The 14,153-nt window shown below is 48.4% G+C and carries 8 protein-coding genes, 2 tRNA genes and 3 rRNA genes; 7 read left to right on the forward strand and 6 right to left on the reverse strand.

Features of this window, described 5'->3' with window-relative positions; translation table 11 throughout:
* Nucleotides 1-63 precede the first annotated feature (63 nt).
* The 6 genes from MESINF_RS08990 (at nt 64) to rrf (ending at nt 6,309) form a co-directional block, all read left to right on the forward strand.
* Entirely contained in the window at nt 64-1,260 is a 1,197-nt protein-coding gene (locus tag MESINF_RS08990) for a M16 family metallopeptidase (protein ID WP_231936699.1), read from the forward strand.
* A gap of 172 nt (nt 1,261-1,432) precedes the next feature.
* A 16S ribosomal RNA gene (locus MESINF_RS08995) occupies nt 1,433-2,961 on the forward strand.
* 47 nt (nt 2,962-3,008) lie between these two features.
* A tRNA-Ile gene (locus tag MESINF_RS09000) sits at nt 3,009-3,085 on the forward strand.
* Between the two features lie 4 nt (nt 3,086-3,089).
* A tRNA-Ala gene (locus MESINF_RS09005) sits at nt 3,090-3,165 on the forward strand.
* Between the two features lie 67 nt (nt 3,166-3,232).
* Nucleotides 3,233-6,159 (forward strand): 23S ribosomal RNA (locus MESINF_RS09010).
* Nucleotides 6,160-6,192: 33 nt separating this feature from the next.
* Nucleotides 6,193-6,309 (forward strand): 5S ribosomal RNA (rrf, locus tag MESINF_RS09015).
* The 16S, 23S and 5S rRNA genes sit together here with 2 tRNA genes alongside, the layout of an rRNA operon.
* 34 nt (nt 6,310-6,343) lie before the next feature.
* Here the strand turns inward: rrf and MESINF_RS09020 are convergent.
* The 6 genes from MESINF_RS09020 to MESINF_RS09045 form a co-directional block, all read right to left on the reverse strand.
* Nucleotides 6,344-6,988 carry an IspD/TarI family cytidylyltransferase gene (locus MESINF_RS09020; RefSeq protein ID WP_231936700.1) on the reverse strand — a complete coding sequence of 215 codons (645 nt, stop codon included), beginning with the start codon at nt 6,986-6,988 and terminating at the stop codon, nt 6,344-6,346.
* 41 nt (nt 6,989-7,029) lie between these two features.
* On the reverse strand, nt 7,030-8,271 hold the full coding sequence (locus tag MESINF_RS09025) for a DUF1015 domain-containing protein (protein ID WP_169699508.1): 1,242 nt from the start codon (nt 8,269-8,271) through the stop codon (nt 7,030-7,032).
* A 6-nt stretch (nt 8,272-8,277) separates the two neighbouring features.
* Nucleotides 8,278-8,703: an rRNA maturation RNase YbeY gene (ybeY, locus tag MESINF_RS09030; protein ID WP_169699509.1), complete on the reverse strand. Its 426-nt coding sequence runs from the start codon at nt 8,701-8,703 to the stop codon at nt 8,278-8,280.
* Nucleotides 8,645-10,132: an HDIG domain-containing metalloprotein gene (locus MESINF_RS09035; RefSeq protein WP_169699510.1), complete on the reverse strand. Its 1,488-nt coding sequence runs from the start codon at nt 10,130-10,132 to the stop codon at nt 8,645-8,647. The genes ybeY and MESINF_RS09035 overlap by 59 nt, the downstream gene beginning before the upstream one ends.
* Nucleotides 10,104-11,081 carry a PhoH family protein gene (locus MESINF_RS09040; protein ID WP_169699511.1) on the reverse strand — a complete coding sequence of 326 codons (978 nt, stop codon included), beginning with the start codon at nt 11,079-11,081 and terminating at the stop codon, nt 10,104-10,106. Before MESINF_RS09040 ends, MESINF_RS09035 begins: the two co-directional genes overlap by 29 nt.
* 100 nt (nt 11,082-11,181) lie before the next feature.
* The gene (locus MESINF_RS09045; RefSeq protein ID WP_169699512.1) at nt 11,182-12,465 is read right to left on the reverse strand and encodes a sigma 54-interacting transcriptional regulator; all 1,284 of its coding nucleotides are present in this window, start codon (nt 12,463-12,465) and stop codon (nt 11,182-11,184) included.
* A gap of 247 nt (nt 12,466-12,712) precedes the next feature.
* Between MESINF_RS09045 and MESINF_RS09050 the strand changes: the two genes are divergently transcribed.
* The gene (locus tag MESINF_RS09050; RefSeq protein WP_169699513.1) at nt 12,713-14,095 is read left to right on the forward strand and encodes an MFS transporter; all 1,383 of its coding nucleotides are present in this window, start codon (nt 12,713-12,715) and stop codon (nt 14,093-14,095) included.
* Nucleotides 14,096-14,153 lie beyond the last annotated feature (58 nt).

Here is a 14,153-nt window from a genome sequence, read left to right on the forward strand (position 1 = left end):
AATGAACTTTCAAATAATGCTACTCTTGTCGGCGAAAGAAAAGAGGAAACTAGGACGGTTTCTATGGCTTTCGCGGTAAAAGTAGGGTCCGCTGATGAGGATGATCCCATCAGCGGAGTTTCTCATTTCATAGAACACACTCTATTCAAGGGAACCAAAGACAGAAACGCGTTCGAGATAAAAGAACCGATCGAGAGAATAGGCGGAAGTCTCAACGCATATACCGGCAGGATATCCACGGTTTACTACGCGAAAGTTCCGGACACCTATTCGCACGAAGCGCTGGATATTCTTTTCGATCTGATATCTTCTCCACGTTTCGAAGAAAGTGCGATAGAGCTGGAACGCGGAGTCATACTCGAAGAGATAGCTTCGGCCGAAGACGATCCTTACGACAGAATTTACGACATGACAATCCAGAAAGTCTGGGACAGAGATTTCGGACGACCAATACTCGGATACGACAGTACCGTCAAGGTTCTCACCAGGGAGGATATTTCGAATTTCTACGAGAACAAATACATCGCCGACAGGGCGATCTTCGCAGTCACTGGCAATTACCGCGATTCTTTGATCGACAGCGCCCGGGAGAAGCTTCTTTCTTTGCAGAGAAAAAACAGTGAGACCCCTGCAACCAAGTCTCCGGTGATTTCGAAGGAACCTCTTTGGATAGTGGAGAAAAGAAAGGATCTGCAGCAGGTCCACCTTCTTTTAACCAAAGAGGCGCCAGGAAGAAGGAACAGGGATGATTTCGAGGCTTTCAAGGTGTTCAACATACTTTTCGGAAGCGGCATGAGCTCGATTTTGTTCCACAATATACGTGAGGAGCTGGGAATGGTTTACAACATTAATTCAGAGTTCGTCTCTTACACCGAATCCGGGGCCTTCATGATAAATGCCTCCACCAATCCCAAAAACCTCGATGATCTGATTGGATCGCTCGAAAACGAACTCCACAGGATAGTGGAGAAGGGGGTCAGTCGAGCTCAATTCAATTACGGAGCCGAGAGGCTCAGAGGAAAACTCCTGATGTCCACCGAAGGAACCCTCTCGACGCTGAGCCGTTTCCTTGACGACGTGGTTATATGCGGCCAGCCCGATTCGCTCGAAACTCTCATTGAAAAGATAGATAAACTTACAATCGAAGAGCTGAACGATGTCGCCAAAAAATACCTGAGCGGTAGCTGGAACGTCTCTCTTCTTTTGCCGAAAAACATGCCGGACTCCTCTTTTGTAGCCAGACACGGCTTCTCAATCTGAGAATGAATTCACTGACAGGGGTGCAATCAGGAAACCAATCTGTAACTTGACAGTGAAGGGAGGTACTGGTAGTATAGGAATTGCTGACGCGGAAAGGGAGCGAAGGCGAAGGTGGAAGGAAAGGGTCATTGAAAAATGGATAGCAATCCAGCGAGTTTCAAAGAATGAGTCATGGATGGAGGGTTTGATCCTGGCTCAGGGTGAACGCTGGCGGCGTGCTTGACACATGCAAGTCGAACGGTATGTGGCAACACATAGAGTGGCGAACGGGTGAGTAACACGTGGGAACGTATCTTTTGCAGGGGGATAACTGACCGAAAGGACAGCTAATACCGCATAAGTCCGGGAGGAGAAAGGTGCAACAGCATCGGCAGAAGAGCGGCCCGCGGTCCATCAGCTAGTTGGTGAGGTAAGGGCTTACCAAGGCGACGACGGATAGCCGGCGTGAGAGCGTGGCCGGCCACAAGGACACTGAGATACGGGTCCTACTCCTACGGGAGGCAGCAGTGCGGAATTTTAGATAATGGAGGGAACTCTGATCTAGCGACGCCGCGTGCAGGAAGAAGGTCTTCGGATTGTAAACTGCTGTGGTAAGGGAAAAATGCTATGTAGAGTGGAAAGCTACATAGAGGGATGGTACCTTACTAGAAAGCCCCGGCTAACTACGTGCCAGCAGCCGCGGTAATACGTAGGGGGCGAGCGTTACCCGGAATCACTGGGCGTAAAGGGAGCGTAGGTGGCCTAACATGTCAACTGTGAAAACCCGGAGCTCAACTCCGGACTTGCAGTTGAAACTGGTAGGCTTGAGGACGGTAGAGGAAGACGGAACTGCCAGTGTAGGGGTAAAATCCTTAGATATTGGCAGGAACGCCGGTGACGAAGGTGGTTTTCTGGGCCGGTTCTGACACTGATGCTCGAAAGCCAGGGGAGCGAACGGGATTAGATACCCCGGTAGTCCTGGCCCTAAACGATGTTCACTAGGTGTGGGGAGCGGAAAGCTCTCCGTGCTAAAGCTAACGCGATAAGTGAACCGCCTGGGGAGTACGCCCGCAAGGGTGAAACTCAAAGGAATTGACGGGGACCCGCACAAGCGGTGGAGCGTGTGGTTTAATTCGATGCTAAGCGAAGGACCTTACCAAGGTTTGACATGCTAATGGTAGTGAATTGAAAGAGGAACGACCACACTATGTGTGGAGTTAGCACAGGTGGTGCACGGCCGTCGTCAGCTCGTGTCGTGAGGTGTTGGGTTAAGTCCCGCAACGAGCGCAACCCCTGCTCTTAGTTACCAGCGGTAAGGCCGGGTACTCTAAGAGGACCGCCGCCGACGAGGCGGAGGAAGGGGGGGATGAAGTCAGGTATCGTGCCCCTTATATCTTGGGCGACACACGCGCTACAATGGGTTGGACAGAAGGGACCAAGACAGCGATGTGGAGGAAATCCTCAAACCAACCCCCAGTTCAGATTGCAGGCTGAAACCCGCCTGCATGAAGCCGGAATCGCTAGTAATCGCAGATCAGCCAAGCTGCGGTGAATACGTTCCCGGGTCTTGTACACACCGCCCGTCAAGCCACCCGAGTTGGTAACACCTGAAGATGAGTATCCTAACCGAAAGGAGGGAGCTTGTTTAGGGTGGGATTGGCAAGGGGGGCTAAGTCGTAACAAGGTAGCCCTACCGGAAGGTGGGGCTGGATCACCTCCTTTCTAAGGAGTTTATGGATTGCTATCCATCTTTGAGTGAGTCCTCAACTGGGCTCGTAGCTCAGTAGGTGAGAGCGCGCGCCTGATAAGCGCGAGGTCAGTGGTTCGACTCCACTCGAGCCCACCAGAACGGGGACATAGCTCAGCTGGGAGAGCGTCTGCTTTGCAAGCAGAAGGCCAGGGGTTCGAATCCCCTTGTCTCCACCAGTGGGTGAAGAGTTATCTGGTCATTGAAAAGTGCATAGGGAAGAAAGATAGGAGCGAGTTAAAGAAAGGTAAAGGTAGAAAGGGCTCACGGAGGATGCCTAGGTAGCGGGAGGCGAAGAAGGGCGTGGCCAGCTGCGAAAAGCCGCGTGTAGGTGCAAGCGACCGTAGAAGCGCGGATGCCCGAATGGGGAAACCCACCAGGTAGAGACACCTGGTATCCCGAAAGGGAAGCGAACCTTGCGAACTGAAACATCTTAGTAGCAAGAGGAAGAGAAATCGAAGAGATTCCCTGAGTAGCGGCGAGCGAAAGGGGAAGAGCCTAAACCGATGCAGTGTAAGCGTACGGGCGTTGCTGGATCGGGGTAGAGGGATATTGGCGGGCCTGACCGTACAGGGCCGGATGAAGCGAAGGGCTAGTCGAATTACCTTGGAAGGTAAACCGGAGAAGGTGAAAGTCCTGTAGGCGAAAGCTTGGAGCTAGTCTTGCTAATATCCCGAGTAACGCGGGGCACGAGGAATCCCGCGTGAATCTGGGGAGACCACTCTCTAAGGCTAAATACTACCTGCTGACCGATAGAGGAAAAGTACCGTGAGGGAAAGGTGAAAAGCACCCCGGGAGGGGAGTGAAAGAGTACCTGAAACCGTGAGTCTACAATAAGTGGGAGCACGAGAGTGCGACCGCGTGCCTTTTGATTAATGAGCCTGCGAGTTACCGTAACTGGCGAGGTTAATCCGAGAGAGGAGGAGCCGAAGGGAAACCGAGTCTTAACAGGGCGGGAGTCAGTTGCGATAGACCCGAAACCGGGTGAGCTATCCATGGGCAGGTTGAAGGTGGGGTAACACCCACTGGAGGACCGAACCAGTTAGCAGTAAAAAGCTATTGGATGACCTGTGGATAGGAGTGAAAAGCTAACCGAACTCGGTGATATCTGGTACTCCTCGAAACGTGTCTAAGCACGGCCTTGCATGGTTAGTGGAGGGGGTAGAGCACTGATTGGGCTAGGGGGGCGACCTCCGACCTCAGTCAAACTTCGAATACCTCTACTCAAAGTGCAGGAGACAGACTGCGAGCGATAAGGTCCGTAGTCGAGAGGGAAACAGCCCAGACCACCAGCTAAGGGCCCAGAGAGATAGCTAAGTGTTAAAGGAAGTGGAGAGTCAAAGACAGCTAGGATGTTGGCTTAGAAGCAGCCATCATTAAAAGAGTGCGTAACAGCTCACTAGTCGAGACTCACCGCGCCGAAGATGTAAGGGGGCTGAAGCTATCCTCCGAAGCTGTGGAACAGGAAACTGTTGGTAGAGGAGCATTGTGTAGTAGGGAGAAGGTAGACCCGTGAGGGCTGCTGGACGAGACACAAGAGAGAATGCAGGCATGAGTATACGAAAGGAGAGTGAGAATCTCTCCCCCCGAAAGCCTAAGGGTACCTGGGGAAGGTTCGTCCGCCCAGGGTTAGTCGATACCCTAAGGGGAACCCGAAAGGGGTAACCGATGGGAAACCGGTTAATATTCCGGTACTGGCGTAGCACGAGTTATGGGGTGTGACACAGGAGGATAGGCGTTGCGTACTAGTTGCATAGTGCGTCTAAGTTTCGAGTCCGATGATCGCGGCAGGGAAATCCACCGCGGGAGGGTGAGGGACGAATGGGAGTTTCTTCGGGAGCAACAACGTTGAGTTCATACTGTCGAGAAAAGCATCGCATAGCGTTGAGTGTTGAGCCAATCGTTCTGAAAACCGACACAGGTAGGCAAGCTGAGAAGGCTAAGGGGAGCGGGATAACTCCTGTTAAGGAACTAGGCAAATTAGCCCCGTAACTTAGGGAGAAGGGGTACTCTGGTTGGTTAATAGCTGACTGGAGTCGCAGTGACAAGGCAGCGGCGACTGTTTACCAAAAACACAGGGCTCTGCGAATTCGATAAGAAGACGTATAGGGTCTGACGCCTGCCCAGTGCTGGAAGGTTAAGGGGAAAGGTTAGCGCGAGCGAAGCTTTGAACCGAAGCCCCAGTAAACGGCGGCCGTAACTATAACGGTCCTAAGGTAGCGAAATTCCTTGTCGGGTAAGTTCCGACCTGCACGAATGGCGTAACGATCGCTGCACTGTCTCAACAGGAGACCCGGTGAAATTTCAGTCTGGGTGAAGATGCCCAGGACTCGCAACTAGACGGAAAGACCCCATGGAGCTTTACTGTAGCTTGGTATTGTGCTTTGTTGTATGGTGTACAGGATAGGTAGGAGGCGGAGAACCCGGTTCGCCAGGATCGGGGGAGCCAACGGTGGGATACTACCCTCTATACAACGGAGTACTAACTTGTGGATGTGGAAAGCATCGCAAGGACAGTGCTAAGTGGGCAGTTTGACTGGGGCGGTCGCCTCCCAAAGAGTAACGGAGGCGCGCTAAGGTTGGCTCAGGTTGGTTGGAAATCAACCATAGAGTGTAAGGGCAAAAGCCAGCTTGACTGTGAGACTGACAGGTCGAACAGGAGGGAAACCTGGCCCTAGTGACCCTGCGGCCCTGAGTGGAAAGGCCGTTGATCAGCGGATAAAAGCTACCCTGGGGATAACAGGCTTATACTGCCCGAGAGTTCACATCGACGGCAGTGTTTGGCACCTCGATGTCGGCTCATCGCATCCTGGGGCTGGAGCAGGTCCCAAGGGTTAGGCTGTTCGCCTATTAAAGCGGTACGTGAGCTGGGTTCAGAACGTCGTGAGACAGTTCGGTCCCTATCTGTTGCGAGCGTAGGAGACTTGAGAAGGGTAGCCCCTAGTACGAGAGGACCGGGGTTAGTGGACCTCTGGTGAATCAGTTGTCGTGCAAGCGGCAGTAGCTGAGTAGCTAAGTTCATGAGTGATAACCGCTGACAGCATCTAAGCGGGAAGCACGCTTCAAGACTAGGTCTCTCAGGATCGTTCGAGAAGAGGACGTAGATAGGCTGGAGATGTAAGCATCGTGAGGTGTTGAGTCGACCAGTACTAATCATCCGATTCCTTTACCTTTATTCCCTGTGCACTCTTGAGTGACTAGATATTCTGGGTGAAGATACCGGGGCGGGAAACACCCGGCTCCATACCGAACCCGGCAGTTAAGCCGCCTCGGGCCGATGGTAGTATGTGGGCAACTGCATGCGAGAGTAGGTATCGCCCAGATGTTTTCAAAAAGGAGAGTCTTTTGACTCTCCTTTTATTTTTGCTTTGCCTTTAGTAGCAGTTCTGCGATCTCTAGATCCTGAGGGCCGGTGATTTTTATATTTCTGGTGATGGAGTCCAGAGTGATGATTTTGCCTGCGTAGTTCAACAGCAGACTTGCATCGTCGGTGAAAGAGGTCAGGTTTTCACCTATTGCCTTACGGTGAGCTGCAAAGATATCTTGGTATCTGAAGACCTGCGGCGTTTCTGCAGCCCTGAGTTTTGTACGATCGGGGATCTCCACCACCGAGCCACTGTCGGTGATGTATACCGTATCGCTCAACGGCTCTACCACTACCACGCCAAGTCTATTTTCGACCATTTTGAGCAGATCCGGGATCTGGAAGGCCGAGAAAAGCGGCCTTGCTGCATCGTGAATCAAAACGGTTTCGAACCCCTCGTTTTCGATTGAACAAAGACCCCTGTAAACGGATTCCTGCCTTGTCTCTCCCCCCGGGATAATGTTCACCGAATCTATACCGTATTTGTTCAGAATTCTCCCGGCAACCTCCATCCAGTCTGGATGCATGACGAGAACGACTTTATCAATTAAATCGGATCCGTGAAATATCTCCACGGATCTGACGAATATCTCTCTTTGTTGAAGCAACATGAACTGCTTGGGGATGGATGCCTTCATCCTGTCTCCCCGGCCACCTGCAACGACAATCGCCGCGGTTTTCATTTTAAAAGATGCACAACCAGTCCGCTTCGCAGTTTCGGTTCGAACCAGGTGGATTTCGGAGGCATTATCTTTCCGCTGTCGGCGACAGCCAGCAACTCCTCCATAGAAGTCGGGAACATCGAAAAGGCGACGGCCCAGCCGTTGGTTATTCTGTTTTCCAGGGCCTTCAAACCTCTTATACCGCCTACGAAATCTATTCTTGGATCCTTTCTGGGATTGTCGATCCCCAGTACAGGTCCCAGGAGGTTTCTCTGAAGGATATCTACGTCCAGACTTCCAACCGGGTCATTCTCATCAAAAGTCCCGCTTCTGGCGGTCAGAAGATACCACTTTCCAAACAGACACATACCGAATTCATGTCTCTTTACAGGTTTGTACGGACTTTCTGGAGCATGGGATATGTCGAAAACTGCTCCCACCCTATCAATGAACTCATCCTGGGTGATTCCACCAAGGTCTTTTACTACCCTGTTATAGTCCATTATCCTGAGGTGAGAGTGCGGAAAGGCAACGGCCATGAAATAATTGTATTCCTCCTCGCCAGTATGGTCTGGATTTTTAGCTTTCATCAGTTCCCTGACCCTCGAAGAGGAAGCCGCTCTGTGGTGACCATCGGCGATGTACATGTTTTTTATTTCCCCGAGCGATTGCCTCAACTCTTCGACTCTCTTATCGTCTTTGACCGCGTAGAGCCTGTGTTCCACATCATTTTCGTCGACAACCCTCATAGAGAGTTCCAGCTCTTTCACATATCTAGAAAGAATTTCTTCGAGTTTTTCGGTGGACCTGAAGGTTAAGAATACAAGCCCGGTGTTGGCTCCAACAGTGTAGATATGTTTTATCCTGTCATCTTCTTTGTCCTGCCTAGTTAGCTCGTGCTTTTTTATTCTCTCCTGTTGATACTCATCGACACTGGCGCAGCCCACGATTCCCACCTGGACATGATCTTTCATCTTCTGCCAGTATATATAGTAGACGGGTTTCTCTTCCTGTACCAGAACAGACTCGGAAAGAAGTTTTTCAAAATTTTCCTTCGCTTTCAGATAGACGCTCTCGTCGTAATGGTCGGTCTCTTCGGGAAGATCGATCTCCGATCTAATGACGTGTATGAAACTTTCCGGGTTTCTGCCCATCTCTCTAGCCTCTTCAAACGAAATGACATCGTACGGCGGGCAGTTTACCTTTTGCTCCAATCCAGCAACCGGTCTTACAGCCCTGAAAGGTCTGAAATCAGACAAAGCCAATCACCCCTTTACCAGTTCTCGAAAGTATTTTTTCTGAAGAAGAAAGATCTCTTCGTCTTCAGTGTCATCCCCCTCATGGTTGTAACCAAGGACATGAAGGACTCCGTGGATCGTGATGTATAGGAGTTCCTCTTCGAAGGAGTTCCCGAATTCTTGAGATTGTTCGGCTATTCTCTCCAACGAAATGACTATATCACCGATCGGTTCTTCTTCCAAACCGTATCCAAAGGAAAGAATGTCCGTTGATTCTTCTTTGTTTCTGAATTGCTTGTTTATGCTCGTTATTTCTGCATCGTCTGTAAGAAGGATATTCAAGCTTCCAATTTCGGTATCGGCGAGTTCTTTCTCAATTACTTTTTTGGCTATGTTACTCACTTTTTTCGAGTCTATTGTCCTTTCCGTCTTGTTTTGGACTATTATCTCCATTTGCCATCACCACTTTTTCTACCGTCTCTTTCGGATATTCTATTCTTGGCTGATTCATGCTCATTAAGACTCTTGTGAAGGCTTCGACTATCTTCTCAAGATCTTCGAGATCCAGCCCGGTTTGATCGAGCTGCCTTTCGTTATAAATTCCATTTACCACTTCCTCAACCAGTTCCTGGGTCTTTGCGGGAGTTGGTTTCTTAAGGCTCTTGTAAGCTGCTTCAACCGAGTCTGCAAGCATAATAATACCAGATTCTTTGAATCGAGGTTTCGGTCCGGGATACTGGAAGTCTTCCTGGTGTTCTTCCTGACCACCGGTTTTGGCCTTGTGGAAAAAGAACTTCTTTATTCTGGTTCCGTGGTGTTCTTTCACTATGTCTTCTATCAACAGGGGGAGGCGGTATTTACGCGCCAGTTCGACTCCCTGTTTCACATGTTCGTTGATGACCAGGTTAGACATCGAAGGTGTGATACTGTCGTGCGGGTTGATTCCATCCTGCTGGTTCTCTATGAAGTACTGGGGTCTCCTTGATTTTCCAATATCGTGGAAGTACGCGGCAACTCTGGCAAGTATCGGGTTAGCTCCGATCTTTTCAGCGGCCGCTTCGGATAGATTCGCCAGAGATATACTATGATAGTACGTTCCCGGTGCGTATATCGACAGATTCTTCAACAATGGATGAGACAAATTTCCAAGTTCCAGCATTCCTGTGTCCGAATAGATTCTACTCACGTATTCTATATACGGCACTATGCCTATAACTATCACCGATGAAAGAATCGGGTTCGCGAAGGCTACCGCAAGGTCCAGAGCGTTGATCGGCTCTCCCTGGAGAATCATTCTTACCAGGTTAACGGCCGTGAAGATTAAACTGACTTCGAACCCAGCCCTGGCAATCTCTATTCTTCTTTCGATATGCCTTGTCGTAAGTGTCGTTGAGAGAACGACGACCGACAGGAGTATGAAAGTCTCGAACGAGTTGTCTATATTGGCTGAAGCCAGAAACGACATGAAAAGACCGCTACCTATTCCTTCCTGATAGCCTATCAGCACGGTTACCATTGATACACTCAAGAAGATGGGCGTCATCTCTGGCATGAGCTTCGCATTGGCCAACGAAGGGAGGAAAGAGTTGATGAACACTCCGAAAGCGACCACGGAGAAGAATGTCAATCTGTACGCCATATGTAGATGGAAGTATCTGTTATTTTTAATTGTTCTTTCGGCAAATATATACCAAAGAATCGTAGAACCGACGAAATAGAGAAAGGGTTTCGACGGTAAGGAAAGAAAGGGAGCTCTATTTAAAAGAGCAAGAAAAATCGGATATATTATAAAATTGGTGAGATCCTTTATGTTGAAGAGTCTCTCAAAGGGAAATTGGATTTTCTTTTTCTCTTTATTCTTTTGCCTGTTTTTCACTTTCATATGTGTCGTAGGCTTTTATTATCTCCTTTACCAGTGGGTTCCTCACCACGTCCTGATCGGTGAGATAGGAAAAACCTATCGATTCTATACCTCCAAGAACTTTTTGTATCACCACTAAACCCGATTTGGTGTCTCGCGGAAGGTCTATCTGTGTTATATCTCCTGTAACAACTACCCTTGAGTTGAACCCGATCCTGGTCAAGAACATCTTCATTTGCTGGTAAGTTGTGTTCTGCGCTTCATCGAGGATAATGAAGGAGTTGTTCAGCGTTCTTCCTCTCATATAAGCGAGCGGAACGACTTCAACTATCGAATTTTCCCTGTAGTAACTGAGTTTCTCGGTGGGAATCATCTCCATGAGCGCATCATAAAGAGGCCTCAGGTAAGGATCCACTTTATCCAGCAGTGTTCCCGGAAGGTACCCCAGTTTTTCTCCGGCCTCCACCGCCGGCCTTGTGAGAATAATTCTCTGAACCTTTCCGGACTTCAAGAAGTCTACCGCCATCGCAACGGCCAGGTAGGTCTTTCCCGTGCCGGCCGGACCGATCGAGAAGACCATTTCCTTTTCTTTCATGGTTTCCAGGTATTCTTTTTGACCGAGAGTCTTAGGCCTTATTCGATTTGAAAGCAGGGATGTCTCTCTTACCTCGCTATATACACCCTTGAATTCCTCGTCTTTCTCATCGTGTTGCAGGTGCTGATCGACTATGTATTCAAACTCGCGCCATTCCACGAAATGTCCGTCTTTGGTCATCTGGAGCAGTTCATCAACTATGTTTTTCGCAACTTCTATACCGTTGCCGTCTTCGCCCTTTATCCAGATTTCGTTTCCGATGATCGATATCTTCACGTTCAGTTTTTTCTGAATGAGCTTCGCCTTCCGGTCGTACTCTCCGAACAGCTCTGCTACTTCTATCTCTTGTGGAAGATTGAGTTTTCTTACAGCCAAAAAAACACCTCCTACTCCTGAGATTATACATTAATTATCTCCGGCCGGGGATTTTTACATCAATTACGCAACCATACGCCCAATGAATGAGGCTTCAGGTTTATTGAACTTCAAGCTCCGACAGAAGGTCTCTTATTCTTCTCGGTGTGAGTCCAAATTCACCGGCCAGTGCATTAATATCGTTATCGAGAATACTGGCCCTCTGGATGAGTATCTCTCTTGATACACCCTTGTAAATTTCCTGAAGAAAGTCTTTGTAAGTGGTCCCCTTTACGATTCTGGCAACGAGGGCATCTTCGGCGAGCGTTTTTATGTTCTTTGAAATCGACGAATCAACCGTAGCCTGTACAACCTCATTCAGAGCAAGATACTCCTCAATCATGTTCAACAATTCGCGGATGTTGCCCGGGTAGTTGTAAGAGAGAAACCTTTCTTTCAATTCTCTAGGGATATTTTCAAATCTTACAAGGTATCCCTTTCTCTCAAGTACACTGTCGAAAATCAACGGTATATCCGTCTTTCTCTCTCTGAGTGGGGGAAGATCTATCTTAACAGCTGAAAGCCTGTACCTCAGATCGTTTCTCATCGCCGAGTCTTCGGTTCTGTTTGTGGCTGTAATGAATCTCACGTCGACCTTCGTCGGTTTTGTGGCTCCGATTTTGAAAAACTCCCTGTTTTCGGTGATTGCTAGAATCTTTGCCTGAAGGTTCAGGGGCATGTCTCCGATTTCATCGAGAAAGAGGGTTCCGTTGTCGGCCTGCTCTATGAGACCTGTCTTTTCGCCGGTAGCACCCGTGAAGGACCCTTTCTTGTAACCAAATAGCTCGCTCTCCAGGAGTGTTTCGGGAATTGCGGCACAATTTATCGAATAGAAGGGTTTGTTGCCGCGTGGAGATAGTTTGGCAATAGTTTCGGCAAGAAGATTCTTTCCCGACCCTGTTTCTCCGAGTATCATGATAGAACCGTCATAAAACATGGAAAGCACGATCATACGCTTCATCTGAATTACCCTGTCGCTGTTTCCGATTATCTTTTCGAGGCTTCTGTCTATGCTGTCTATTATATCTTGAACTATCTGTCTGGAACTTTTGTAGCTTCCCACAATTCGATAGTACCCTTTGAATTCCTGCGTCTCTTCGGAGTAACCTCTGATTATGAACGCCCTTATGGGGTTGTTGTTTATCAGTATTATATTGGTGAATGCAAAGACCCAGTCACTGAGGATATCTTTGCTGTAGTTTCCACCATCTATGAAAAGAATCGTAGGAGTCTCCTTTCCCAGGTTCACCAGGAAATCGAAGTCCACATCGAAAAGACTTTGGAAATGTTCTTCACAGTGTAAAGACTCGAGATTCTCTCCAACGGTTATCTTTCTGTACAGCAAAATACCACCTCCAGCGTTTTCAAAACCGTTCTTAGCGATTATACAACTACGCTGTCAATTCCGAAAGCAATTTTGCACACTGCTTCTGAGTTAATCAAAATGCTGGCACGAGTTTGCATAAAAAACATTGTGGAGAATTCCACCCCTTATCTCTCAAACATGGCGGTTGTCTAAATGACAGCCGCACTTTTCTTATAATTCAGCTTTCTATGTTTTGGGTTTACAATAGTTATCGAAAGGGGATTAGATGGACTCGATGAATGAACTCGACACTGAGAAACTTCACAAGAAGACCAGAAGACTATCTTTCATGGATACGTTTTTCTACAACGGTTTTTTCATAATCACTCAGGGTTTCATTCTGACGGGTCTTGCCCTCGAATACAGAGCAGAAGAACTCGTCATATCTGTTATCGGGGTTTTACCGGTTCTTTCTCAGCTCGTTCAGCTGCTGGTACCTTTCATCATGAACAGAACCGGCACAAGAAAGAGAGCATTGCTCAGCACTGCTCTGATATCGAGAATTACGGTGGCTTTCATATCCATCACACTCGCAACGGGCATGGTGCACCAGTCTATATTGTTGATTCTCCTCTCGGTTATTGCCATCTGTAACAGCTTTGCTTCGAATTTTTGGGTATCGATAATGAAGGACATAGTGCCGGCGAATATCAGTGGGAGGTTTTACAGCCGCAGAAATCTCTTGAGCTCTTTCACGGCCATGTCGATGACTTTCATCTACTCTTCTATTCTGGACAATGTTCCTGGACGTAAAGGATTCATCATCGTATCGATCATAGCGACAGGATTTGCGATTGCCGATTTTCTGGTGCTGGCTCTCCATTATGTACCACCGCGGCAGGAACCTTCCTACAGCGTTGGTGTATTCATCAGACCGTTGAAGGATCTTCAGTTCAAGAAATTCATTTCATTTTCTTTCGTGTGGAACTTCGCCCTGGCCATATCCAGCCCCTTCTTTTCCTATCACCAGATCATAAACCTCAAACTGGACTACTCTTTCATGAGTATAATGACCATCGTGAATAGCCTTTCGCTCATGGTATTCTACCTGTTATGGGGTAAAATAACCGACGAGATAGGTGGTTTCGATGTTGCACACTTCACTCTGGGAATAACGATCTTTTTGCCTATTACATGGGTTTTTACCAATCTTGGAACGATTTTTTTGATTCCCGTCAACCAGGTAGTGAGTGGTTTTGCCTGGAGCGGTGTGAATCTCACCCTCTTCACGACTATGATGACTCTTTTTCCAGGCGAGCGTGCAGAGGCGTACTTTGCGGTTCTCTCTTTCGCCAACGGTCTGGGTGCTCTGTCGGGATCGCTTCTAGGCGGGGTTCTCGCAACTTTAATGAAGAGCATAAAATTCGATATTTTCGGGTTCCCTTTCTACGGGATTCAGCTGCTGTTCGTCTTTTCTTCACTCTTCCGTTTTTTGGCATGGACTTTTCTGAAAAGAATCAGAGTTGGCAAAAAGAGTTCAATACCGAGGATAATCTACAATATCACCGCGGCCAGCGCCAACAGGTCTGTGGCCAGAATATTCGAATTCCCCTCGATTTATGCGGCGATAAAGGGCAGAGTTGCAAAGAAGATAGTCAGAGACGACTAAAACCATACAGTATTTTTCAAGTGGCATCATAAGATATAATCATTATCGAGAGGGGGAA

The organism is Mesotoga infera (assembly GCF_900157305.1).
Lineage (GTDB): Bacteria > Thermotogota > Thermotogae > Petrotogales > Kosmotogaceae > Mesotoga > Mesotoga infera.